We start from the raw sequence: 25,272 nt of genomic DNA, 5'->3' as shown, positions 1-25,272 counted from the left end.
TATACTATGAATCAGGCAAAAAGTTTTTTAATTATTTTATTTTTATGCTGTTTATCTTCAAAGGTAAATGCGCAGTTTATCACTATTGATGATCAAAAAACACCGCAGCAGCTTATTGAAGATATTCTGGTGAATAGTTCATGTGCTGCTGCTACAAATTCAACAGGAAACGGAGATAATTTCAGGCCTGGAAAGCAGAGTTTTGGTTATTTTAACAGCAACGGAAGTAATTTTCCTTTTGCCGAAGGAATAGTACTGGCAACATCAACTGCTGAAAGTGCCGTTGGGCCTTTTGTTAGTGACCTGACCAGCAGCGACAGCCCTAACTGGCTTGGTGACAGCGATCTTGATCAAATATTAGGTATTCATTCTATCAACGCAACAGTATTAGAATTTGATTTTATTGCTTATACAAGTGCATTAAGTTTTAATTATATTTTTGCTTCAAATGAATATCAGTACGATTATCCATGTAACTTTTCAGATGGATTTGCTTTTTTAATTAAAGAAGCAGGAACAACTGATCCTTATAAAAATTTAGCTGTACTGCCTAATACAACTACCCCTGTTTCATCTATTAATATCCGCCCGAAAATTGAACCCGGAACAAGACCCGGCGGAATTAACTATCAAGGCTGTGCGGCTTCAAATGAAAATTATTTTCATGGTTTAAATAACAATACCAGTCCCGTAAATTATGCTGGACAAACTACTGTTATGACGGCACAGACTACCGTAACTACAGGAAAAACATATCATGTAAAATTGGTAGTGGCCGATGATACGTATAGATATCTGGAATCTGCTATTTTCCTTGAAGCCGGAAGTTTTGCTTCTAAAATTTTACTTGGGCAAGATCGTACAACTGCCACAAATAATCCTGCTTGTTTTGGAGAAGAAATTGATCTTAACAGCAATCTTGATCCTGCTACTTATACTTTTAGATGGTTTAGAAAAAATGACCCTACTAATACGCTTAGCACAAATGCAGCTTATAAGGTTACAAGTGCCGGAAATTATAGAGTTGAAGCTACTGTAATTGGTACAACTTGTATATTATCTGGAGAAATAAAAATTGATTACGCTCCAGAAATTCTTTCCTCAAATACTTCTTTATTTCAATGTGATGATAATACAGATGGAATTTCAATTTTTAACTTGGATAAAGCCAACAATATTGTTAAAAATAATGCTGCTTATATTATTAATGAAGGGTATTACGAAACATTAGCGCAGGCGCAGGCTAAAACCAATAAAATTGTAAAGCCTGAAATGTATATCAATAAATATGCAGATCAAATTGTGTATGCCAGATTAGAAAATGAATTTGGCTGTTTTAAAATTGCCGAAGTAACCTTAAAAATTGCTCCTACTTCAATTCCAGATCCGAGTCCGATAAGTACTTGTGACCGAGACGAAATTCAGGATGGACTTTATCAATTTGATTTAAATACAGAAGTTACGCCAGTAATAACTGCCGGGCTTCCAAGCGGATTGATTGCTACTTATTATTTAAATGCAAATGATGCTTTGGTTGAAATAAATCCATTACCGAATATCTTTAAAAATACAACTGCTTTTAATCAAAGAATATATGCAAGAGTCGTAAACGGGCCAGATTGTTATGATATTGTACCAGTCAATCTTGTAGTTAATACTTTTGATCCGCCAAATTTTCAGGATGAATCCGCATTTTTATGCCAAAATGGAGATACAACTTTATCTGTAGCAGCTGGTTTTAGCAGTTATTCATGGAATACTGCACCAACAAATAATACTAATATCTTGATAGTTACTACTCCAGGCGATTATTCGGTAACAGTAACAGATGCAAATGGCTGCGAAAAAACGAAAGATTTCAAGGTTATTTTATCTGAACCTGCAATTATAACCAATGCAGTTGTAAAAGATTTTTCAGGAAATGAAAACTCTGTTTCTATTGAATATACCGGAGTTGGAAATTATGAATTTTCGTTAGACGGAACTACTTTTCAAAACGAACCCTTATTTACAAGCGTACCTGCTGGAACTTACACAGCAGTAGCAAGAGATAAAAATGGCTGCGGATTATCTAATGCATTTGTGGTTTATGTTTTAGATTATCCTAGATTTTTTACGCCAAACGGCGATACTTTCAATGACTTATGGCTTATTGGAGATTCTAATTTGTTACCCAATTATACCTTAAATATTTTTGACCGCTACGGAAAACTCTTGAAACAAATGAACCAAAACAGTCCGGGATGGAACGGTATTTTTAATGGACAGCCGCTTCCTTCTGATGATTATTGGTTTACTTTAATTTTTGCAGACGGCAAAAATGTGAAAGGGCATTTTAGTTTGAAAAGATAATGTTTTTGAAATTCCAAATTATAAAATTCCAAATTTCAATCATAAAAAAAATCCCAAACTCCTAATTGGAATTTGGGATTTTTATATTGAAATTTAAATCTAATTAGATTTTAAATCTTTTTCTATCTGTCTCTGTTAAATAGATTTTTCTCAAACGAATAGATTTTGGTGTAACCTCTACATATTCATCTTTTTGAATGTACTCTAAAGCTTCTTCAAGAGAGAAAATAATTGGTGGAATAATTCTCGCTTTTTCATCATTTCCAGAAGAACGAACGTTAGATTGTTTTTTCTCTTTAGTTACGTTTACACACATATCATCACCACGAGAGTTTTCACCAATCACCTGACCTTCGTAAATTTCAGCATTTGGTTCAACGAAAAACTTACCACGATCTTGTAATTTATCGATAGAATAAGGAATAGCTTTTCCTTTTTCCATAGAAATCAATGAACCTTTGTTACGTCCAGAAATTTCTCCTTTGTAAGGCTCATATCCAATGAAACGGTGTGACATAATAGCCTCACCAGCAGTAGCTGTAAGCAATTGATTTCTTAAACCAATAATTCCACGAGATGGAATATTAAATTTAATAATCATACGCTCGCCTTTAGTTTCCATACTCAACATTTCACCTTTACGAACTGTTACGAACTCAACTGCTCTACCTGAAAGATTTTCTGGTAAATCGATTGTTAATTCCTCAATTGGCTCACATTTTTTACCATCAATTTCTTTGATAATAACTTGCGGCTGACCAATTTGCAATTCATAACCTTCTCTTCTCATTGTTTCAATAAGAACAGATAAGTGAAGTACTCCACGGCCAAAAACCATGAATTTATCTGCAGAATCAGTTTCACCTAACTTCATAGCTAAGTTTTTCTCTAATTCTTTTGTCAATCTTTCTCTAATATGACGAGAAGTTACAAATTTACCTTCTTTACCAAAGAAAGGTGAGTCATTGATTGTAAACAACATACTCATTGTAGGCTCATCAATAGCAATAGAAGCTAAACCTTCAGGATTTTCGTGATCTGCAATAGTGTCTCCAATTTCAAAACCTTCAATACCAACTACGGCGCAAATATCACCAGCAATAACTTCTGTAACTTTTTTACGTCCAAGACCTTCAAAAGTGTGTAATTCTTTGATTCTTGATTTCGTTACAGTACCATCTCTTTTTACTAAAGAAATTGGCATACCTTCTTTCAAAATACCTCTTTCTAAACGACCAATAGCGATACGTCCAGTAAAAGCAGAGAAATCCAAAGATGTAATTAACATCTGCGGAGTACCTTCAGAAACTTTAGGAGCAGGCACATTAGCAATAACCATGTCTAATAAAGGCTCGATGTTTTCAGTTTGGTTTCTCCAATCATCAGACATCCAGTTGTTTTTAGCAGAACCATAAACAGTTGGGAAATCTAATTGCTCTTCTGTAGCACCTAATTCAAACATTAAATCAAAAACTTTCTCATGAACTTCTTCTGGAGTACAGTTTTCTTTATCTACTTTATTGATAACTACACAAGGCTTCAAACCTAAGTCAATAGCTTTTTGTAATACAAAACGAGTTTGCGGCATAGGACCTTCAAAGGCATCCACTAGTAAACATACACCATCGGCCATGTTCAATACACGTTCTACTTCACCTCCAAAATCCGCGTGGCCAGGAGTATCGATAATATTGATTTTTGTTCCTTTGTATTGAACAGAAACGTTTTTAGAAGTAATAGTAATACCTCTCTCACGCTCTAAATCGTTATTATCAAGAATTAAATCACCTGTATTTTCGTTGTCACGAAATAATTGACAGTGATACATAATTTTATCAACCAAAGTGGTTTTACCGTGATCGACGTGGGCAATAATTGCAATATTTCTAATAGATTCCATTTGTGATTTTTAATGGGTGCAAAAGTACACTTTATTTTGATAAAAAAAACGTTTCTGCGATAGTTTGCGTATATACAAGTAATTAGTTCATTAATCTAGTGTTAATTTGAACCTCAAAATGAACTTTACTTATTGTTTAATTATAGTTAATTTAACTATATTTGAGTAATGAAAAGTAAAACTCTCCAAATTACTCTCGTTTACGTTATCATATCGCTAATTATGGCAATAGTCTGTCATAATTTACTCATAGACTACTTTTTTGAAGCAAAATACTCTTATTTCTTTTTTGCAAAAGATGTTTTATTCATAATCAGTACCGCATTCATTTTCAAATACATACTTTCGACAAATGAGACTAAAAATATTTCTGTATTTCAGAAATTAAAAAGTACAAACGAGGAAATTAAGGAATCAAACGAAAAATATGACATTGTTGCAAAGGCGACAAGTGACACTATTTGGGACTGGAAAATTCAGGAAGATACCATAAATTGGAACAAAGGAATTGAGAGCGTTTTTGGCTATAATCCAGAAGAAGTTGGAAAGACTTCAAAGTGGTGGTTTGATAAAATTCATCCTGAAGACAGCATTCGAATGTCGATCAAGTTATACTCTTTTATCGAACAAAAAACAGAAAAATGGCAGGATCAATACCGATTTAGATGTGCCGACGGAACATATAAATATGTTTTAGACCGTGGTTTTTTACTAAAAGATGAAAACGGAAGAGCTATTAGAATGATTGGAGCTATTCAGGATATTACTAAACAAAAAGAAGAAGAACAGCGATTAAAACTTTTAGAAACAGTAATTACGCAATCTAAAGATTCTATTTTAATTACCGAAGCCAACTCACAAGATCGAAAAATACCAAAAATTGTTTACGTGAATCCGGCATTTTCGCAAATGTCCGGTTATGAATCAAATGAAATTATCGGGAAATCAACCAATATATTCAAAGGTCCAAAATCTGATTCGGAAGAATTAAAAAAACTTTTGCGGGCTATAAAAGATGAAGAAGAATGTGTAATTGAAACCATAACGTATACTAAAACTCAAGAAGAATATTGGGTACGTTTTGCAATGATTCCTATTTTCAATAATGAAGGAGCAATCACACACTGGATTTCTATTCAAAGAGATATCACAGACGAAAAGAAACTGGAAACAGAAAAAGAACATCTTATTAGAGAACTTACACAAAACAATAAAGATTTAAAACAATTCTCCTATATAACATCGCACAATCTTCGTGCACCATTATCTAATTTAATTGGACTTTTAAATCTAATTGAAGATATCCCAATCGAAAATGAAGAACTGGAAGAAATTTTGGCCGGTTTTACAAAATCAACTCATTTATTAAATGAAACCATCAATGATTTAGTAAAAGTGATTATCATAAAAGACAACCCTTCTATGCAAAAAGAAGAGGTTTCTTTAAAAGAAGTTTTCGAAAATGTTTTTAGCCAGCTGTCTTTTCAAATTGAGTTACACAAACCTATTATCAAATTAAAATTTGACAGAGTTCCGCTTTTAATTACCAATAAAGCTTATATTGAGAGCATTTTATTGAATCTGCTTACCAATTCTATAAAATATAAATCTGAAAACAGAAAATTAAAAATATCAATTACAGCAGATCAAATAGATCATCACGCCATTTTAACCTTTAAGGACAACGGAATTGGAATTGATCTGGAAAGAAATCGTGATAAAGTTTTTGGACTTTATCAAAGATTTCATAATTATCCTGACAGTAAAGGATTAGGTTTGTATCTTGTAAAATCCCAGGTAGAAACTATGGGAGGAACAATTAGTATTGATAGTGAAGTCAATAAAGGCACCACGTTTACTATAACATTTAAAAATTAATACATTATGCTTGAGCAAATTTTATGCATTGACGACGACCCAATTACGTTGATGTTATGCAAAAAAGTAATTTCAAAATCTTCATTTTCGCATGAAATTATTACTGCTCAAAATGGCGAAGAAGCATTACACCATTTTAATACTTTAAAATATACCAACAACAAGAATAAAGTAAACAAAAAACCAGAACTAATTTTTTTAGATTTAAATATGCCTGTAATGGGAGGCTGGGAGTTTTTAGACCATTTCACTTCTGCTGATTATGCCGAATTCAACACCGCAAAAGTCATTGTATTATCTTCTACAATTGATCCCGATGATTTAGCGAAAGCAAAAAAATATCCCATTATAATAGATTTTCTTTCAAAACCTATTACTCAGGCAATGCTTGAATATCTTAAAAAGAAAATCACATAGATTGGTAAATTCCAATATTTGAAATTCCAAATTCCAAACAAAATAAATCTACTATATAAAAAATCCAACTCTAGATTGGAATTTGGAATTTCAAAAAATTGGAGTTTTCAAACAAGTGTAAACAAAAAAAGTCCTCTAAAAGAGGACTTTTTGTATATTTAGGAAATTGTAATTAATTACAATTTAGCAACATGCTTAGTTAATTTAGACTTCAAGTTAGAAGCTTTATTATCATGAATGATGTTCTTTTTAGCTAATTTATCAATCATAGAGATTACAGTTGATAATTTTGCAGCTGCATCAGCTTTATCAGTAGCTATTCTTAATGCTTTAATAGCATTACGAGTAGTTTTATGCTGGTATCTGTTAAGAACTCTTCTTTTTTCGTTACTTCTGATTCTTTTTAATGCTGACTTATGATTTGCCATTTTCTTTTAATTTTAGATGTAATAATAATTATAAATACTAGTTAAAAAAGAAAAACCTCCCACAATTGCAAAACAATCACTTTGGTTTTAACTAATAAAACAAAAACCGAGACACCAATTTTTATTTTACAAAACTTATTTACAACTAATTTTGTAGTCTGTAAGGGAATCGAACCCCTGTTACCAGGACGAAAGCCTGGAGTCCTAACCCCTAGACGAACAGACCAGTTTCATTCTAAGTTTTCTTCAATTTAAATAAAATTGAAATTGTAGTCCGTGGGGGAATCGAACCCCCCTTACCAGGATGAAAACCTGGCGTCCTAACCGATAGACGAACGGACCATTAACATCAAGTATAATAACTTATTTGCAGAAAAAAAAGTAGTCCGTGGGGGAATCGAACCCCCCTTACCAGGATGAAAACCTGGCGTCCTAACCGATAGACGAACGGACCGTGTTTCTCTAATGCGGATGCAAAAATACAACTATTTTTAAGATGTACAATACCTGATGCAAAAAAAAATAAAAATTTTTAATACGCCTTAGCAAAAAGCACTCTTTTTGAAGAAGGATTCCCAGTAAAGACACAGGTTCCCGCCTCTTCAACAGCATCTAAAGGGATGCATCGAATCGTTGCTTTTGTCAAGTCTTTTATTTTTTCTTCAGTTGCTGCAGTTCCATCCCAATGAGCAGATACGAAGCCGCCTTTTCCTTCTAAAATTTCTTTAAATTCCTCAAAACTATTCACTTCTGTAATATGTGTATTACGATAGTCTAATGCTTTGTTAAATAAATCTGTTTGAATTTGCTCTAACAAGTCATTAATATAATTTACGATTCCGTCTCCAGAAACAACTTCTTTTGTCAAAGTATCACGTCTTGCAACCTCAAAAGTTCCGTTTTCTAGATCTTTTGGCCCAACAGCAATTCTAACAGGAACACCTTTTAATTCCCATTCAGCAAATTTGAATCCTGGTTTTTGCGTCGTTCTGTCATCATATTTAACCGAAATCTTAAGTTTTCTCAATTTAGCAGTTAATTCGTTAACCGCTGCCGTAATTTCAGCCAGCTGCTCATCTGTTTTATGAATCGGAACAATTACAACTTGTATTGGAGCTAAGTTTGGAGGAAGCACCAATCCCTGATCATCTGAATGTGTCATTACTAAAGCCCCCATCAAACGAGTAGAAACCCCCCAAGAAGTTCCCCAAACGTATTCTTGTTTTCCTTCTGAATTAGCAAATTTCACATCAAAGGCTTTTGCAAAGTTCTGACCTAAAAAGTGAGAAGTTCCAGCCTGTAATGCTTTTCCATCCTGCATTAAAGCTTCGATACAATACGTTTCATCTGCTCCGGCAAAACGTTCCGTTTCAGTTTTAAAACCTTTTATTACTGGAATCGCCATGAAGTTTTCAGCAAAATCAGCATATACGTTCATCATTTTTTCAGATTCTTCAATCGCTTCTGCTTTTGTGGCATGAGCCGTATGCCCTTCCTGCCATAAAAATTCAGCAGTTCTTAAAAACAAACGCGTACGCATTTCCCAACGTACAACATTTGCCCATTGATTAATTAGTAAAGGTAAATCTCTGTAAGACTGAACCCATCCTTTATATGTAGACCAGATAATTGCTTCACTCGTAGGACGAACAATAAGTTCTTCTTCTAATTTTGCATTAGGGTCAACTATTAATTTCCCTGGCTTATCCGGATCATTCTTTAATCTATAATGTGTTACAACAGCACACTCTTTTGCAAATCCTTCTGCATTCTTCTCCTCAGCTTCAAACATGCTTTTAGGGACAAATAAAGGGAAATAAGCATTTTGATGTCCTGTTTCTTTAAACATTCTATCTAACTCTGCCTGCATTTTTTCCCAAATTGCATATCCGTACGGTTTGATTACCATACACCCTCTAACTCCTGAATTTTCAGCTAAATCTGCTTTGACAACCAGCTCATTATACCATTTAGAATAATCTTCTGATCGCGTAGTAAGGTTCTTACTCATATTATATAGTTTGGCACAAATTTTGTTTTAATAATTTTAACTAAATAGTTTGACAAAACTAACTATTTTTGTAATGTGCAACAATAAAAAACACCACAGATATGAAAACTTATATTACTCTCCGCCAAAACTCAAGTTCTTTTTACTTAATTGGATTACTGAGTTTTCTAGCAGTATCCTGTGGTTCTTACCAAAACACTTCATATAATGACAATGATGGAGTATATGGTAATTCTACCAACAGATATGCTCAAACAAATACCACAAACGCAAACAATCAATATAAAGACTACTTCAAATCACTGCAAGATGATAACCAGCCTACTGAAATTTTTACAGATGTAGACAATTATGGTAATTATGCAGAAAGCGACAGCACACAAACTGCTGCTGTAGCTTCTTACCCGGCTTGGGGAAGCAGTAATTCAGATGTTTCAGTAAACGTTTATTCCGACCCAACATGGTCATTCGGATTCGGATGGGGATACCCTTACTACGGATACGGATGGGGATATGGCGGTTATTGGGGCGGCGGCTGGGGATATCCCGGATACGCTTGGGGATACCCTGGGTATTGGGGACCTGGATGGGGTTATCCTGGATACTGGGGAGGCGGTTACTACGGTAACTACGCTTACAGCTACGGAAGAAGAGGATCTGCAGCTTACTACGGAGGCAGAAACTACGCTTCAAACAGAAGTTATGCTACAAATAGAAATTTTGCAAACAGCAGAAACTACTCTAACAGAGGAAGCTATACTACAAACAGAAACTACACTAACAGATCAAATGGTTATTCTGATTACAGAAGAAGCTCTGCTGTAAACGGTAGAACTTATAATTCTGGCAGTCCAACATTTACAAACAGAAGAAGTTATTCTCAAGGTCAAAGTAACAGCTACGATTATTCTAACAGAAGATCAAACACTACTACTAATACAAGAAGCTACAGCAATGGCAACAATGGCAGTTCTTCAAGAACCTACTCTCCTAGCCCTTCACGCTCAATGAACAGCGGAGGAGGCGGAAGCATGAGATCATCTGGCGGCGGCGGTGGCGGCGGTGGAAGATCATACGGCGGAGGCGGAGGTGGAAGAAGGTAACATTTTCCTTCTTTTCCACATCTAGTTTATATATTTAAAAATCTACCCAAATGAAAAAAATATTATTCCTTTTAATTACAGGACTAACTGTCAGCGTCTCACATTCTCAGGATGTTTCTGATGCCTTACGATATTCACAAGATAACATAACCGGAACTGCAAGATTTAGAGCAATGAGTGGTGCTTTTGGAGCCGTAGGAGGTGATTTATCTGCCACAACCGTAAATCCGGCGGGATCTGCTATTTTCAACAATAATCAAGTTGGAATCACTTTAAGCAATCAAAACATTAATAATGGTTCAAAATATTTTAACGATGGTGAAACCCAGGACAAAGACAATTCTTTCATCCTAAATCAGGCTGGCGGAGTTTTTGTTTTCAAAGACCGAAATCCTAACAATAAAGGGTGGAATAAAATAGCAATTGGAGCCAGCTACGAGAACACTAATAACTTCAACAGCAATACTTTCTCTGCAGGAAGAAATCCTAACAATTCTGTAGCTAACTATTTCCTAGCTTATGCTAATGGAGATCCTTTAAAAAATAATGGTGTTGAGTTAGGAGCAATAAGAAACATAGATTATGCGGATCAAACTTACAAGCAACAACAAGCTTATTTTGGCTATGAAGGCTTTTTGATAAATCCAGTCGCTAATAATGACAGCAACACAAAATACACCTCTAATGTACCAACTGGAGAAAGTTATTATCAGGAAAACAATATTTACGAAAGAGGTTACAACAGCAAAGTAAGTTTTAACATTGCAACATCATATAATGATCGCATTTATCTGGGAGCAAACTTAAATGTACACGTAACAGATTACAGGAGATCAAGTAGTTTTTATGAGTTTAACAACGCTCCACTTACTGGAACACCAACTATTTCTGATGTAACATTTAATAATGATTTATATACTTATGGTAACGGATTCTCTTTTCAACTAGGAGCAATCGCTAAAGTTACTGAAGCTTTTAGACTTGGATTAGCATACGAATCAAATACTTGGTATGAATTATACGACGAAGTTTCTCAAAGCGTTTATACAACTACAGAAGCTACAGGTGGGGTACAGAATTTTTATGATGTAAATCCAAATATTATAAACGTTTACGAGCCTTATACTTTACAAACTCCTGGAAAATTTACTTTCAGCGGAGCCTATATATTTGGCAAATCAGGTTTAATTAGTGTAGACTACTCCATTAAAGATTACAGTAATGCAAAATTTAAACCAACAAATGATCCCGATTTTAGAGATTTAAATGCTGAAACAAGCAATCAATTAACCACTAATGGAGAATTAAGAGTTGGAGCTGAATTTAAAATAAAACAATTAAGCCTTAGAGGAGGATATCGTTTTGAAGGAAGTCCTTATAAAAACGGAACAACAGTTGGAGACTTAAACAGTTTTTCTGCTGGTTTAGGGTATAACTTCGGAGCAACCAAATTAGACTTAGCTTATGCTTATGCAGAAAGAAAATCTAACCAAGGATTCTTTTCTAAAGGATTTACTGACGGAGCAAACATTACCTCAACTCTGAATAATGTTTCTTTGACTTTATTATTTGAATTGTAATTAAGAATAAATAGATGAATGGAAATTTCCGTCAGGTTTTTACTTGGCGGATTTTTTTTGACACAAAATATCAAGAAGCTCTTCACAAAAAACACCTAAAAGAAACCGAAACAAGCGGTGTTTGAATAAAAAAGTGTAATTTTGCACTCCAATTTATAAAAGTATGAGAACCAAGTCTTTAAAAAAGAACAAAATTAACGTAATCACTCTTGGGTGTTCAAAAAATGTATATGATAGTGAAGTACTTATGGGTCAGCTTCGTGCAAACGGAAAAGAAGTTACTCATGAGGCAACTAAGGATGAAGGAAACATTATTGTAATAAACACTTGTGGCTTTATTGATAATGCAAAAGCAGAATCAGTAAACATGATTTTGGAATATGCAGACAAAAAAGACAAAGGATTAGTTGATAAAGTTTTCGTAACCGGATGTTTATCTGAACGCTACAGACCTGATTTAGAAAAAGAAATTCCAAATGTTGATCAATATTTTGGTACTACTGAATTACCTCAATTATTGAAAGCTTTAGGAGCTGATTATAAACATGAATTATTAGGAGAAAGATTAACGACTACTCCTAAAAATTATGCTTACTTAAAAATTGCCGAAGGCTGTGACAGACCTTGCAGTTTTTGTGCAATTCCGTTAATGCGCGGTTCTCACGTTTCGCAGCCAATTGAAAAATTAGTTAAGGAAGCACAAGGTTTAGCTAAAAACGGCGTTAAAGAATTAATACTGATTGCTCAGGATTTAACGTATTACGGTTTAGATCTTTATAAAAAGAGAAATCTTGCAGAACTTTTAGAAGCATTGGCAGCTGTTGAAGGAATTGAGTGGATTCGTCTGCATTATGCTTATCCTACTGGTTTTCCAATGGATGTTTTGGAATTAATGAAGCGTGAACCTAAGATTTGTAATTATATTGATATTCCGTTGCAGCATATTTCAGATTCTATTTTAAAATCAATGCGTCGTGGTACAACTCAGGCTAAAACAACACAATTATTAAAAGATTTCCGTGCTGCTGTTCCCGGAATGGCAATTAGAACAACTTTAATTGTTGGATATCCTGGTGAAACGCAGGAAGATTTCGAAATCTTAAAAGATTTTGTTCAGGAAATGAAGTTTGATAGAATGGGTTGTTTTGCTTATTCTCATGAAGAAAACACACATGCTTATTTATTAGAGGATAATGTTCCGGATGATGTAAAACAAGCAAGAGCTAATGAAATAATGGAATTACAATCGCAAATTTCATGGGATTTGAACCAAGAGAAAGTTGGACAGGTTTTTAGATGTATTATTGACAGAAAAGAAGGCGCTCATTTTGTGGGCAGAACTGAGTTTGACAGCCCGGATGTTGATAATGAAGTCTTAATAGATGCGTCTAAACATTACGTAAAAACAGGCGAATTTGTTAATATCAAGATAATTGAAGCAACAGAATTTGATTTATACGGAGAACCTGCTTAAATTTACCGTAAAACTAGTGCTAACCTTTGACAAAACAACTTTATGAAAGCTACTCAAAACTTAATTCTATTAGTTTTTACATTATTCTGTTTCAATTTTGCTTCGGCTCAATACGGAAACGGATATGGTAATGGTTACGGCAATGGCTATGGTGGAGGCGGCTACGGAAGAGGCGGCGGAATGGGCATGGACAGAAGTATGATGGGAGGTCCGCAAGGCAATACCAGCAAACCAAAAGAAATACCTGTTGAAGAAACTGCTGCAAAAATTGTCGAGCAAATGAAACCTGCGGTAAATCTTGATGAACTTCAGGTAATTGCAATTACAAATGTTTTTGCCGACGGTTTGAGAGAACAAGGAATTCTTATAAAAAATGAAAGCAGCAGCCAGGATGAAAAAATGGAGCAGTTAAAAGCTTTAAAAGAAAGTATGACTAAAAAAGTTACTGCTTTTTTAAATCCTGACCAGATAGAGAAGTACACTAATTTCATGGCTGATTTTAAAGAGATTAAAAAGACAAAATCAAAAAAGAAAAAAGATAAAGATTCAAAAGAGGATAAAGAAGAAGGAAAACCAGCTGAAAAAGTTCAGGAATAATTGTTCTTATTCTATTATAAAATGTAACTAACCATGGCAAAAAAACATTTTTGTTATTTGTTTTTAGCAATTATTATTACTTCTTGCTCAACAAATCCGTATAAGCATACTGAAAAAGCTTATGACCAGCAGTTAAAGACTTTAGAAAATCAAATTACGAGTAAAGAAGCACAAACAATTCCGTCGATAAGTCCGTTAATTATTGATACTACTTATGCTTCTCAATTAGGTATTATCAAAGATACGTTGTCTAAAACGGGTTCAACTGCTTTATTAAACGGAATTAGCACAGAATGGATTGGAACTGTAAACTTCAACTTGAGAAAGCCTAGTTTTGTTGTCATTCATCACACTGCTCAGGATTCTATTCAGCAGACTATAAACACTTTCACTAAAACCAAAACACAGGTTAGTGCTCATTATATAATTTCTGAGAATGGAAAAGTGGTTCAAATGCTGAACGATTATTTAAGAGCGTGGCATGCAGGAGCGTCTACTTGGGGAAAAAATACTGATTTAAATTCTTCTTCTATAGGAATTGAATTAGACAATAATGGTTTTAAACCTTTTACTGAGGCACAAATCAACAGTTTAGTAGCATTGCTGACAAAACTTAAAAAGGATTACAATATTCCAACTCAAAACTTTTTAGGCCATGCTGATATTGCTCCGGGAAGAAAACAAGATCCTAGTGCTTTATTTCCGTGGAAAACATTAGCTGAAAAAGGTTTTGGAATCTGGCCGGATGAAGTTCTCGAAGAAGCACCATTTGATTTTAAAATCGAACCTGCATTGAGAATTATTGGTTACAACACAAAGAACCTTTCTGCAGCTATTCAGGCTTTCAAATTGCATTATATTCAAACAGATGCAACCTCAACGCTTGACCGCAAAACAATTGATACAATATATTCTATATACAAAAAACAACTGCAGTAAGCATTTGTTTTAAAAGACATAAAAAACGCATTTCTAAATCTATAGAAATGCGTTTTTTTTGTTAGTTATTTCATAAAATGCGAAGTTTTGCCACAGATTAAAAGGATTAAAAAGATTATTATTCTTTGAGCTCATGTTTTTTTTGCCACGAATTTCACGAATTTCACTAATTCTTTGTGGTGAAAAGGGTATGCTAAAAATAGACTTAAGACTTATGCTAAAAGCTTTGTTAATAATTATTTACGCAATTATTTTCAAAAATTAAGCAAAATTTAATTCGTGAAAATTCGTGAAATTCGTGGCAAAAAAAATCTTTTTTAATCCTTTTAATCTGTGGCAAAAAAACATCAACTCAAAGAGCAAAAGTAAATCCCTTTTAATCCTTTAAATCTGTGGCAAAAAAAAACATCCAATAAAAAAGCTGCCAAAACATTAGTATGTTTCGACAGCTCCAAAAAAAAAAAAATATCAATCTTTATCTCTAGAAAGAGTATGTTGTAGCAAGCAAGGCGAAGAATGACCCTCCTGTTGGAGCAGCATCGCTGTCTAAAAAGATATCTTCAGAAGCAGCATCGTATCTTAGCTCAGGAATTATTGTTAGTTTTCCAACTTTGTAGTTTAATGAAACTGTGTTTGCAAATACATTAGATCCTGTTAATGTTCCTAAACTTGGAGCAGCATCTTTTGCATCAAAATATTCAACTCTGTATGCTAAAAGCAAAGATGGGCTGAATGAATAATTTGCATATCCTACTAATGAAAACCACTCACCATCTAAAGTACTATCAAAATCATGTTTCGTTTTAGCGTAAGTTGCATTCAATCCAAGTCCGAAACTGTCGCTTATTGTTTTTGAAGCAGTCAAATCGAATTGTGTTTTATTCTCATCAGAAACTGGTATTGTACTTCCAGGAATTGGATTTGTACTTCCTGATGTAAAGTTTAAATAAGCACTTCCTGTTTCGCCAACATAACCCACTTGTCCGATATACGTTTTTTGTGTTGAACCTGCATCCATTGCCGATTTAAAATCTGTTGGGTTTGTAATACCAAACATAGCAGTAAATTTACCTTTAGTATATTGTGCTTTCACCCCAGTATTAAAGAATGGTCCATAAGAGAAAGCATAAGACATACTGTAGTTTTTATTGTCTACGGCATCTACTAATTCATATCCTACGTGTGTACCAAAGCTACCGGCAACAACTTTAAATTCGTCTGTAATTTGGTAAGTGAAATATAATTGTTTAATTAAAAATTTAGCGTTTATATCTTTATCTGTTGTTTCATTGTATGAGAACTCTCCTGCTCTTTTTCCGAAACCTAAGTCTACAAAAACAGAAGCTTTTCCAAAAGTATGACTTGCTTCAATCGAAGCCATTCCTAATTCAAACGAATCCTGAGAGTTGGTAAAGCTCGTTAATCCGTTCATTTGTTTAGAAAAATCATATTTATAGTAAGCGTCCGCAGACCCTCCCCATGTAGTTGCTGGCGAAGTTGGTTTTTCATCCTCTTGTGCAAAAGCAAAAGAACTGGTTAAAGTGGCAGCTAAAATGTAAAATACTTTTTTCATGTGTTAATTGGTTTTTAGTTATTAATTTGATTTTGGTTAGTTAATCGTTTATATATCTATTTAATAGTATAAGTCATTTTTTAAAACCTTGAATCTCCCCCTAAAACCTCTTCATTTTCATTAGCGAATTTATTAACTTTTGTATGAGTAGAATAATTGGAAAGTACTTTTTTGGTATTTACAGTGAAGAATTATGGATTACAAAAATTAAACTGCCAATAATCGTTATTTGACATTAATAGCGTTTTGTTTTTGAAAATTCAACAACGCCTTTTTAATGTTTTAAGCCAAAAAACAAGGGTTAAACAAAATAATACATGCAAAAAAGACCAAAAATCATCTTAAAAACATTTTAAAAAAGAAATACCCCATAATTTTTTAGGGGTATTATTCAAAATAAAACATCAAAACAAAACCCAGTTACAAATACTCAGGAAATCCAACAGCATCAAAGCTTAACAAAAATTCCTACAAAAATAAATCACTAAAAACAGCCATTGAAGATGTAATTCAAGACTCAAAAAATGGTTCCTAAAACAAAAAAACCTGCTCAAATTTGAACAGGCTTCCTTATTATATAAAAAAGTTTTTTTTATTCTTGCATATTATATTTTCTTAAAAATTCCCGAACCTTAATTCCGGATTCTTTTAAATCTTCATCTTTCCACTTTCCTTCTGATTTTGCCGTTTTTTGCAAAATAGAACAAGTTTCATCTTTATCCGAAACGGACCATGTGATCCAGCTTAACTTTTTTGATTCCATCCAGTCAATATATTCCTGCCATGCTTTTACATTTAAAGGTCCATCGCCAGAAGCTTCCATTCCCGCAGATTCAGATATAAAAATTGGAGTACCTCTTTTTAATGCCTGATCTGTTCGGTCTCTTAATTCTTTACCATGCGTAGCGGCATAAAAGTGCATGGTATACATTATATTATTGTATCCTAAAATTGGGTCTTCTGCCGGAAGGTCAACATCCTGGTCCCAATGCGGCGATCCTACCAATATGATATTGTTGGGATCATTTTCTCTTATTACTCTTATTACTTCTTCGGCATAGGTTTTTACTTCCCACCAGGTTTCATAATCGGGTTCGTTAAATATCTCATATATTATATTAGGATACTTAGAGTATTTTTGGGACATTTCTGCAAAAAATGCTTTTGCTTCTTTTAAATTAACATTATGACTGTGCCAATCGATAATTACATAGATATCAGATTTTATGGCACCATTTATCACGGCTTCAATTTTTTCTTTTGAAAATTGAGGATCATTAGTATAGGAGTAATCTCCGAGTTCGATTCCCATTGCGGCACGCACAACATTGCAATTGAAATCTTTTTTGAGCCAGCTTACGGCTTTTTCATTATAAAATCTCGGCCACATACTATGCCACCCGAAACTTAATCCTCGCAAAACAACGGGTTCATTGTTTTTATCTACTAACTGAGTTCCCTGAAGACTTAATTGACCATGTTTTTTTACAAATTGTGCTTGTGCAAAGCAGCATACTAATAAGAATAAAATCGTAGTTAATTTTTTAAACCTCATCATAAATTTAAATTTTAAAGAGACAATTTCAATGTTATGCAATCATGTGAAGCTAATTCTGCTGTAAAATTCTTTTTCGTATTTCCTGAATCTTTATTTGTCCAAAGATTTTTTAATTTGAATGTAGTTTTGTTAAAATCAGCTTCATAGCCGAAATCTACATCTTTTATTGCATTCTTTTTCCAATCGAAATTAATTTTTTTAGGAACTTCGCTTCTGTTTAAAAAAGTAACTGCCCAATTTCCGTCTGACAAAGGTTTAACCCAAACTTCTAGACCGTCTTCTGCCGAATGTTTGAAGCCCTGAATTCCTAATTTATCCTGATTTACAGCGATTAATTCTTTATTGGTTAAAATCGTCAATGTTTCTTTTGACATTTTTCTATAATCATTTCCTGTAAATAATGGCGAAGAAAGCATACACCACATGGCAAAATGCGATTTATCTTCGGTATCGTTCATTTCGTTTCCAACTTCCATCATATCAAAATCATTCCAATGATCGGGGCCGGAATATTTACGAATGTCTTTTCTCATTTCGGCAATTTTCATAAATCCCCAAGAAGACCAATTTTCAGGATGTTTAAATTCGCAGTCAAAACAAGGATAAATATCTCCGGAAATTCTCCACAAATTTCCAACAGGTTTCCCCCACTCCCACGGCTGATTATCACCCCATTCGCAAAGACTGAAGACAATTGGTCTTCCAGCCGTTTTTAATGCGTTACTCATCGTTGTATACGCTTCTGGCGCAGTAATTCCTTTTGTATTACACCAATCGTATTTTAAAAAATCGATTCCTAATTTAGCGTAAAAACGAGCGTCCTGATATTCATAACCGCGAGTTCCCGGATACCCGGCGCAGGTTTGGGTTCCGGCACAATTGTACAAACCAAATTTTAAACCTTTACTGTGTACATAATCGATTAGTGCTTTCATTCCGTTAGGAAATTTAACCGGATCGGGAACTAAATCTCCGTTTGCATCACGTTCTTTGGCCATCCAGCCGTCGTCTAATACTATATAATTGTAACCCGCCGCTGCCAATCCAGACGAAACCATTATATCTGCTGTTTCTTTTACTAATTTTTCATCAATGTTGGTTGCAAAAGTATTCCACGAATTCCATCCCATTGGCGGCGTCATGGCTAAACCTTCAAATTTACCTCCTGCCTGTGTATGTGTATTTCCTTGGCTAAAGCCGAAAACAGAAACATATAAAGCTAATCCTAAAATAATTTTCTTCATTTTATAAAATTTAAAAAGACATTATAAAAAGATATTCCCTAACTTTTCAATTAGGGAATATCTTAAACTAACTCAAAAAAAGCAATTCATTTATTTTAATACAAATCCTATATCATCAAACAATACCGTATTACCGCCGTCATTATTAGATTCCTGGAATGTCAGCATAGTAAGACTTGTAGGGTTTCCTAATTCACTAAAAGGAATTTCCAGATAAACCCATGAACTTGTAACAGGTAAAACATAATTTACACCGCCGTTTACACTAAAATTAACGCGTCCGGTTTTTGCACCTTTAATAGCAATACGCAATGCTTTATATGGCGTTAAATCAACATTGAAACCCCAGTTTCCTCCATCCCATTGACCAAATTCCCACTGCCAAGATTTTTCACCCTGATAAGAATCTCCGTCAAAAGCAAAATTAACACCTTTTCCAGCCCACGGACCTCCCCATTGCATACCATATAATACATCATCATACAAGGCTGTTCCTATGGCTTCTTTTGATACGGCTGCTCCGGAGATATTAGCTACAGAAAGATATCTGTGATTTGCGTTTGCCGGAATTTTAACCACGATTTGCTCTAAAGTTGAAGATACTACCGTAACAGGAACTGCAGGTTGTGTTGCTGTTTCTGCCAAAGTTACTACAGGATTTAAGAAGTATTTACCTTTAATTATTACCTGATCTCCTTCTGCACAATTGATAGAATTAAAACCGCTAAAGGTAGGTACCGGAGGCGCAACTGTCAAATTATAAACAACAGTTCCTTTGTCTGTAACAACCTTTAACTGATTTGAAGCATTTGCATAAGGCGTGTCTTCATCTACCAATATAATGATATCCGTATCGGTTACAAATGTTGGTCTGAAATAGGTATCGAAGTCATTAAAGTATACTTTTTTGGTAGAAAGCAATCCTTTTCCGTGAATTACATAATAGTTTTTTGGATCTACTAATGTTACCGGAGTTAAGGGTTTAAGGGTTCCATCTGCATTATAACCAGAAGGCATAACAGATTCTATTACAGGGGCACCAGTAGAAGCCTCAGCATTGCTGTCATCACTTGAGCATGAAGTAAAAAGCATTAAAGATAACATCCATGCCATGCATGCTGCTAACGAAACAATTTTTATATTTTTCATATTTTTATTTTTAAAAATTATTTAAAAGTATACGGTGCTACTTCTGTTAATTTTGGATTTTTAATTAAATCATCTGCCGGATAAGGCAGTAAAAGATTTGTTGCCGAAATTGTAATATGCTTTGGCGTATCTTTATCTCCTCTGTTTTGAGCTTCTAAAATTGCTTTTGCTTTTGCAAATGGCAAACGTCCTAAATCAAAATAATAATCTCCTTCGCAAGCTAATTCTGCACGTCTTTCTTTAAAGATATCATCAAATGAAATAGAAGCTTTAATTGGCAGACCTGCTCTTTTACGAACTGCGTTGAATGATTTTAAAGCTGCAGGATCTGAAGTGCTTCCGGTTTGTGAACCTAATATCGCTTCGGCATGAATTAAAAGTAAATCAGCATAACGCATCATGTAACTGTTCATACTGCTTTCTCCATTAAATGGCGCATTGAATGGCCCTGTAATTGGTAAATTCTCTTTCCCAATTACATACTTTTTCAAACCAGCTCCAGAATTCTGAGCTTGATTTTCTTCTTCAAAAGTATATCCTAAAAGTTTTGGAGAATCTACTGCAAGTGTTTGTGCATAAGTTAAGTTTGGATAATAATCTCCAGGAAGCATAAATGTTTCGGCTCTTCTTTTATCTCCCGGCTCATAAACATTGTGAATTAAATCCTGAGAAGGTGCAATTTGACCTGAATAAGAAGTTTCTACTAATCTGTTCTCTGGGGCAAATAATGTGTTTGAAAAGTTTCCTTCAAAATAAGTTCCTGCTCCTGTCCACTGCCATGAAAAGATAGACTCTTCATTATTGTTATTTTTTTGAAGCCATAAATCAGCAAAAGATTTTGTTGGAAGTTCATCTCCACCTAATAATTTAAACTCTCCGCTGTTGATTACTTCCTGAGCCATAGCTCTTGCAAGCTCATATTTCTTTTGATACAAATATACTTTTGCCAAAAGGGCTTTTGCAGAACCGCTCGAAACGTGAGCATTTGAAGCATAATCAGATCCTCTGTTTTTAGATCTTAAATTAGCAATAGCAAATTTTAAGTCGTTCTCTATAAACGTATAAACATCTGTTGTAGGATTACTAGGAATCACAAAATTCTTAGAATAATCAGCATTATTTTCAATAATTGGCACATTGCCCCATAATCTTACCAAAAAGAAGTATGAAAAAGCTCTAATAAAATGCATTTCGCCTAAAGCATTGTTTAATGCTTCACTGCTTACATCCGGCCCAACACTTTGAGGTAATAAACCTATATATGTGTTACAATTTGCAACAGCCCCAAAACAAGATCTCCATGAATCTCCAATAAAAGACTGTGAATTAGTAAAACTCAAATCTGTGAATTTACCAAATTCATTATAAGGTCCTGCATACATATTGCCCGATATAACATCAGTAATACCATAAAAACCTTCTTTGTTCATATTAAACCAAACGATACCGTAAAGTCCGTTACTTGCATTATCTAATTTTACATCAGAATCGTAATAGTTTCCTATTGTTGGTACTCCTTCTGCAGGCACATCTAAAAAGTCCTGAGAGCAAGAAGAAGATATTAACATCAGTAGTGTCAAAGCTACAGCACCACTTCTTTTTATTATATTTTTCATATTAATTTCGTATTAAAATTCAACATTAAAACCAAAAGATATTTGTCTAGGCACAGGATAACGACCATTATCAACACCCGATAATAATGCATCTTGATTATAAGAACCAACTTCAGGATCGTATCCTTTATATTTGGTAAAAGTGTACAAGTTTTGTCCAGAAGCGTAAATTCTCAATCTTGTTAATTTTATTTTTGAGATGATGTCAGAAGGAAGTGAATATCCTAAAGTTACATTCTGAATTCTTAAGTATGAACCATCTTCGATAATTCTTGACGAAACCGCATTGTTAATATCATTATAAGCAGAAGGTCTAGGCAGTGAAGCATCTAAATTATCTGCAGAATAAAAATCAGCAGCATCAGTTAAATAATTAGTTCCTAAGTTACTGTTTAATGTACCAGACATACGAGTTAAATTCATCAGCTTGTTTCCGGCAGTTCCCTGAAGGAAAATAGACAAATCAACATTTTTGTATTTAAAGTTGTTTGTAAACCCGTAAGTGAATTTTGGGTTTGGATTTCCAATCGTAACTAAATCTTTTGTATCAATAATACCATCGTTATTTTGATCTTTATAAATTACGTCTCCTTTTATAAAGTTTGGCTGTAATGAATTTGTTCCGTTTTTCAAAGGTACTCTTGTACCTGAAGCATTTTCGTAGCCATAAGTCAATAAATCTTCGTCAGTTCTGTAAATCCCTGTCGCTTGATAACCTATAAATGAACCTATAGGCAGACCTTCCTGAGTTCTTGATACTGTAACCGTATTATAAGCCAGTGTACCCATTGTTTTAACAATGTTTAATCCTGCCATATTGGTAACTTCATTTTCATATTTTGTAAAGTTTGCACTTGCATTCCATGAAAAGTTTGGCGTAAATTGCTGTGTATAATTAAGCGTAACCTCAATACCTTTATTTTTCATACTTCCAAGGTTAAAAGATGGAGGATTTACACCACCCTCATAATCACCTCCTCCGGAAAGGAAGTTTGGCAAAGGAACCTGATACAAGAAATCTTTAGAAACTTTTTGATACACATCGATCGTTGCAGAAAGCTTAGAGTCAAACATTGTAAAATCTAATCCTAAATTGGTCTGTTCCTGAGTTTCCCACTTCAAATCTTTATTTGCCGTATTTGATGGCAGGTAAGAAGTTCCCATTGTACTATTAATTAAATGCAGGTTAGAATCGTAAAGACTATTACCAATCTGGTTATTACCAGTTTGTCCCCAGCCCACTCTAATTTTAATATTATCAACATACTCTCTCGTATTAGCCATAAAATCTTCATGAGAAAGTTTCCAAGAACCGCTCGCAGAACTAAAAACACCCCATTTATTTCCTACGAAAAATTTAGAAGAACCATCTGTTCTAACTGCTCCTGTAACACTGTATTTATCACCAAAGTCATAAACCACCCTTCCTAAATAAGAAGCCAAAGTCTGAGTCCCTGAGTAAACTCCGCTTGTAACCGCTTTTGATAAATCAGAGGCCGCTAACGATTTATCATTATTATCTTTATATCCATAACCTGTTATTGTATATCCTTCCCAGTGTGCTCTGTTTGACTCCTGAACCGCAAGAACAGTAAAATTATGTCTGCCAATAGTTTTTCTGTAAGTAAGCATGTTTTTTAAGTTCCATGAATTACCAGTAGATGGGTTGTGATATAAATTAGCAAAGCTTTTTACTGCATTCCCCAAGGAATACATCGGGTCAAATCTTTCTCCTAAATTGTCATATATATAACCACCCGCTTCAAAACGATATTCTAAGCCTTTTATGATATCAACCTGAGTATAGAAATTCCCTGAATAGTTTTTTCTAACCAATGTATTTGATCCTAATAAAGAAGTCGCAACCGGATTAACAAATGATGTTGCCCCACCAGCAGGCGGGCCGGCAAAAGCTCCCGAAAGTTCTCTAACCGCAACATCTGGAGTTGCTAATAATGAAGTCGCCACAACTCCGTTAAACTGTCCGTTAAGCGTTAATTTTTCATCTGTAATAGCACCGCTTACATTAACCCCAACTTTTATAAACGAATTAACTTTAGCATCAATATTGGCTCTAAAATTGTATCTTTTAAATCCTGATTCTATAACAATACCTTCCTGATTCAAAACTCCTCCAGATATATAGTAATTCACTCCTTCTTTACCACCTGAAAAAGAAAGCTGATTAGAACTCATAAATCCTGTTTCATAAATCGCATCCTGCCAGTCTGTACCTTTTCCTAAAAGTTCAGGATGAGCAAATTCAGGTCTGAAAGAAGTTGGATCGTATACAGCAGATAAAGCATTTTGATGTCTCGCATATTCCTGCAGGTTCATAGAATGTAGTCTTTTAGGCAGGTTACTTATAGTATAAGAATTCTCAAAAGATAATTTACCAGTACCTTTTTTACCAGATTTAGTCGTTACAATTACAACACCATTAGCTCCACGAGAACCATAAATAGCAGTCGCCGAAGCATCTTTTAAAATATCAATAGATTCAATGTCACTAGGATTAATAAGGGCTAAAGGGCTTTGTGTGATATTACCATTATTAGAGAAATTAGAATTTCCTTGTGCATTTCTTCCAGAAGTTGATGAGTTTCTTGCATCTCCTGAAATTGGCACACCATCAATTACATATAAAGGTTCGTTTGTTCCTGTTAAAGACGAAACCCCTCTAATTCTTACCGAAACGTTACTTCCCGGCTCACCAGAATTACTATTTACAACAACCCCGGCTGCTTTACCCTGCATCATTTGATCAAACGAAGCAACTTTTAGGTTTTCAATATCTTTTGAACTAATGCTGGAAATAGCACTGTTCACATCTTTTCTCTTTTGTGTACCGTAACCAATTACAACTACATCTTTTAAGTCTTCAGCACTTGATTTTAAAACTACATTGATTGTTCTTTTACCATCAACTGCAATTCTTTGTGTATTAAATCCAATAAAGGAATATACTAAAGTTGCATTTGCAGGAGCATCAATAGAATATTTTCCGTCAAAATCAGTTGAAGTAGTGGTCTTAGATCCTGCTATCGAAATATTAGCGCCAGGAATCGATAACCCTTTTTCATCAGATACCGTTCCCGATACTTTTACCTGAGCCGTAATAAAATTACTTGTCAGTAACAAAAATAAAATCAGAGGAACCGCTCTGTGGTTAGCGTTCCAATGAATAAAGTTAGTCATTAGTTTTTTCATAATAAGTGTTTGGTTAGTTTAAATTTGTTTCATTCCATAATTAAGCAGTAAGGGAAACTTTTACTTCGAAATTATTTAACAAATCTATAACAGATCCGATTATCAAATCGATAGTATTTCATCATTTAATGATAATATTTTCACTATATCTCTTTAAAAAAACACATAATAAAATAAAACCAAATAAAAAATGAATTATTCGCAATGAAACAACCCTTAACAACCGCTATTATACAGAAAAGT

General features: G+C 34.1%; 17 protein-coding genes and 3 tRNA genes. 8 read left to right on the top strand and 12 right to left on the bottom strand.

Annotation, left to right across the window (positions count from 1 at the left end):
- Positions 1-6: 6 nt before the first annotated feature.
- A complete protein-coding gene (locus BUE10_RS09365; RefSeq protein ID WP_073484505.1) occupies positions 7-2,352 on the top strand; it encodes a T9SS type B sorting domain-containing protein in 2,346 nt (781 codons plus the stop codon).
- 103 nt (positions 2,353-2,455) lie between these two features.
- On the opposite strand, the gene typA is transcribed toward BUE10_RS09365, so the two are convergent.
- Entirely contained in the window at positions 2,456-4,252 is a 1,797-nt protein-coding gene (typA, locus tag BUE10_RS09360) for a translational GTPase TypA (RefSeq protein ID WP_073484503.1), read from the bottom strand.
- 222 nt (positions 4,253-4,474) lie between these two features.
- Here typA and BUE10_RS09355 point away from each other — a divergent pair, with 222 nt between their 5' ends.
- Together BUE10_RS09355 and BUE10_RS09350 are read left to right on the top strand one after the other, a co-directional pair.
- On the top strand, positions 4,475-6,130 hold the full coding sequence (locus BUE10_RS09355; RefSeq protein ID WP_234984728.1) for a PAS domain-containing sensor histidine kinase: 1,656 nt from the start codon (positions 4,475-4,477) through the stop codon (positions 6,128-6,130).
- A 6-nt stretch (positions 6,131-6,136) separates the two neighbouring features.
- Positions 6,137-6,547, top strand: a complete 411-nt coding sequence (locus tag BUE10_RS09350) for a response regulator (RefSeq protein WP_053473852.1) — start codon at positions 6,137-6,139, stop codon at positions 6,545-6,547.
- A gap of 176 nt (positions 6,548-6,723) precedes the next feature.
- Here BUE10_RS09350 and rpsT read toward each other — a convergent pair whose 3' ends face one another.
- The 5 genes from rpsT to proS form a co-directional block, all read right to left on the bottom strand.
- Positions 6,724-6,975, bottom strand: coding sequence for a 30S ribosomal protein S20 (gene rpsT / locus BUE10_RS09345; RefSeq protein WP_053473851.1), 252 nt, complete (start codon positions 6,973-6,975; stop codon positions 6,724-6,726).
- Between the two features lie 154 nt (positions 6,976-7,129).
- Positions 7,130-7,201 (bottom strand) — tRNA-Glu (locus tag BUE10_RS09340).
- Positions 7,202-7,245: 44 nt separating this feature from the next.
- A tRNA-Glu gene (locus BUE10_RS09335) sits at positions 7,246-7,317 on the bottom strand.
- A gap of 40 nt (positions 7,318-7,357) precedes the next feature.
- Positions 7,358-7,429: transfer RNA gene (locus tag BUE10_RS09330), tRNA-Glu, on the bottom strand.
- 78 nt (positions 7,430-7,507) lie between these two features.
- Positions 7,508-8,986, bottom strand: coding sequence for a proline--tRNA ligase (gene proS / locus BUE10_RS09325; protein WP_073484499.1), 1,479 nt, complete (start codon positions 8,984-8,986; stop codon positions 7,508-7,510).
- A 101-nt stretch (positions 8,987-9,087) separates the two neighbouring features.
- Here proS and BUE10_RS09320 point away from each other — a divergent pair, with 101 nt between their 5' ends.
- The 5 genes from BUE10_RS09320 (at position 9,088) to BUE10_RS09300 (ending at position 14,679) form a co-directional block, all read left to right on the top strand.
- Positions 9,088-10,089: a hypothetical protein gene (locus BUE10_RS09320; RefSeq protein WP_073484497.1), complete on the top strand. Its 1,002-nt coding sequence runs from the start codon at positions 9,088-9,090 to the stop codon at positions 10,087-10,089.
- 50 nt (positions 10,090-10,139) lie between these two features.
- Entirely contained in the window at positions 10,140-11,669 is a 1,530-nt protein-coding gene (locus BUE10_RS09315) for an OmpP1/FadL family transporter (protein ID WP_073484495.1), read from the top strand.
- A gap of 163 nt (positions 11,670-11,832) precedes the next feature.
- Positions 11,833-13,143 (top strand): 30S ribosomal protein S12 methylthiotransferase RimO, encoded by a 1,311-nt coding sequence (gene rimO / locus BUE10_RS09310; protein WP_053473847.1) that lies wholly within the window; start codon positions 11,833-11,835, stop codon positions 13,141-13,143.
- A 42-nt stretch (positions 13,144-13,185) separates the two neighbouring features.
- Positions 13,186-13,740: a hypothetical protein gene (locus tag BUE10_RS09305; protein ID WP_073484493.1), complete on the top strand. Its 555-nt coding sequence runs from the start codon at positions 13,186-13,188 to the stop codon at positions 13,738-13,740.
- Positions 13,741-13,773: 33 nt separating this feature from the next.
- Positions 13,774-14,679, top strand: coding sequence for an N-acetylmuramoyl-L-alanine amidase (locus tag BUE10_RS09300; RefSeq protein WP_073484491.1), 906 nt, complete (start codon positions 13,774-13,776; stop codon positions 14,677-14,679).
- Between the two features lie 481 nt (positions 14,680-15,160).
- Here BUE10_RS09300 and BUE10_RS09295 read toward each other — a convergent pair whose 3' ends face one another.
- The 6 genes from BUE10_RS09295 to BUE10_RS09270 form a co-directional block, all read right to left on the bottom strand.
- Positions 15,161-16,252: an outer membrane beta-barrel protein gene (locus BUE10_RS09295; protein ID WP_073484489.1), complete on the bottom strand. Its 1,092-nt coding sequence runs from the start codon at positions 16,250-16,252 to the stop codon at positions 15,161-15,163.
- 592 nt (positions 16,253-16,844) lie between these two features.
- The gene (locus BUE10_RS09290; protein ID WP_083598059.1) at positions 16,845-17,810 is read right to left on the bottom strand and encodes a glycoside hydrolase family 5 protein; all 966 of its coding nucleotides are present in this window, start codon (positions 17,808-17,810) and stop codon (positions 16,845-16,847) included.
- A gap of 11 nt (positions 17,811-17,821) precedes the next feature.
- Entirely contained in the window at positions 17,822-19,054 is a 1,233-nt protein-coding gene (locus BUE10_RS09285) for a glycoside hydrolase family 27 protein (protein WP_073484488.1), read from the bottom strand.
- 90 nt (positions 19,055-19,144) lie between these two features.
- The gene (locus BUE10_RS09280; protein WP_073484486.1) at positions 19,145-20,203 is read right to left on the bottom strand and encodes a hypothetical protein; all 1,059 of its coding nucleotides are present in this window, start codon (positions 20,201-20,203) and stop codon (positions 19,145-19,147) included.
- A 17-nt stretch (positions 20,204-20,220) separates the two neighbouring features.
- A complete protein-coding gene (locus BUE10_RS09275; protein ID WP_073484484.1) occupies positions 20,221-21,819 on the bottom strand; it encodes a RagB/SusD family nutrient uptake outer membrane protein in 1,599 nt (532 codons plus the stop codon).
- A gap of 12 nt (positions 21,820-21,831) precedes the next feature.
- Entirely contained in the window at positions 21,832-25,029 is a 3,198-nt protein-coding gene (locus tag BUE10_RS09270) for a SusC/RagA family TonB-linked outer membrane protein (protein WP_073484482.1), read from the bottom strand.
- Between the last annotated feature and the right edge of the window lie 243 nt (positions 25,030-25,272).

Source organism: Flavobacterium sp. CF108 (assembly GCF_900129795.1).
Classification (GTDB): domain Bacteria; phylum Bacteroidota; class Bacteroidia; order Flavobacteriales; family Flavobacteriaceae; genus Flavobacterium.
This window is presented reverse-complemented; position numbering and strand designations above follow the sequence as displayed.

Bases quoted from the DNA above. Each gene is read 5' to 3' on its own strand.
- BUE10_RS09365 (WP_073484505.1), top strand. From the start codon at position 7: ATGAATCAGGCAAAAAGTTTTTTAATTATTTTATTTTTATGCTGTTTA.
- typA (WP_073484503.1), bottom strand. From the start codon at position 4,252: ATGGAATCTATTAGAAATATTGCAATTATTGCCCACGTCGATCACGGT.
- BUE10_RS09355 (WP_234984728.1), top strand. From the start codon at position 4,475: ATGGCAATAGTCTGTCATAATTTACTCATAGACTACTTTTTTGAAGCA.
- BUE10_RS09350 (WP_053473852.1), top strand. From the start codon at position 6,137: ATGCTTGAGCAAATTTTATGCATTGACGACGACCCAATTACGTTGATG.
- rpsT (WP_053473851.1), bottom strand. From the start codon at position 6,975: ATGGCAAATCATAAGTCAGCATTAAAAAGAATCAGAAGTAACGAAAAA.
- proS (WP_073484499.1), bottom strand. From the start codon at position 8,986: ATGAGTAAGAACCTTACTACGCGATCAGAAGATTATTCTAAATGGTAT.
- BUE10_RS09320 (WP_073484497.1), top strand. From the start codon at position 9,088: ATGAAAACTTATATTACTCTCCGCCAAAACTCAAGTTCTTTTTACTTA.
- BUE10_RS09315 (WP_073484495.1), top strand. From the start codon at position 10,140: ATGAAAAAAATATTATTCCTTTTAATTACAGGACTAACTGTCAGCGTC.
- rimO (WP_053473847.1), top strand. From the start codon at position 11,833: ATGAGAACCAAGTCTTTAAAAAAGAACAAAATTAACGTAATCACTCTT.
- BUE10_RS09305 (WP_073484493.1), top strand. From the start codon at position 13,186: ATGAAAGCTACTCAAAACTTAATTCTATTAGTTTTTACATTATTCTGT.
- BUE10_RS09300 (WP_073484491.1), top strand. From the start codon at position 13,774: ATGGCAAAAAAACATTTTTGTTATTTGTTTTTAGCAATTATTATTACT.
- BUE10_RS09295 (WP_073484489.1), bottom strand. From the start codon at position 16,252: ATGAAAAAAGTATTTTACATTTTAGCTGCCACTTTAACCAGTTCTTTT.
- BUE10_RS09290 (WP_083598059.1), bottom strand. From the start codon at position 17,810: ATGATGAGGTTTAAAAAATTAACTACGATTTTATTCTTATTAGTATGC.
- BUE10_RS09285 (WP_073484488.1), bottom strand. From the start codon at position 19,054: ATGAAGAAAATTATTTTAGGATTAGCTTTATATGTTTCTGTTTTCGGC.
- BUE10_RS09280 (WP_073484486.1), bottom strand. From the start codon at position 20,203: ATGAAAAATATAAAAATTGTTTCGTTAGCAGCATGCATGGCATGGATG.
- BUE10_RS09275 (WP_073484484.1), bottom strand. From the start codon at position 21,819: ATGAAAAATATAATAAAAAGAAGTGGTGCTGTAGCTTTGACACTACTG.
- BUE10_RS09270 (WP_073484482.1), bottom strand. From the start codon at position 25,029: ATGAAAAAACTAATGACTAACTTTATTCATTGGAACGCTAACCACAGA.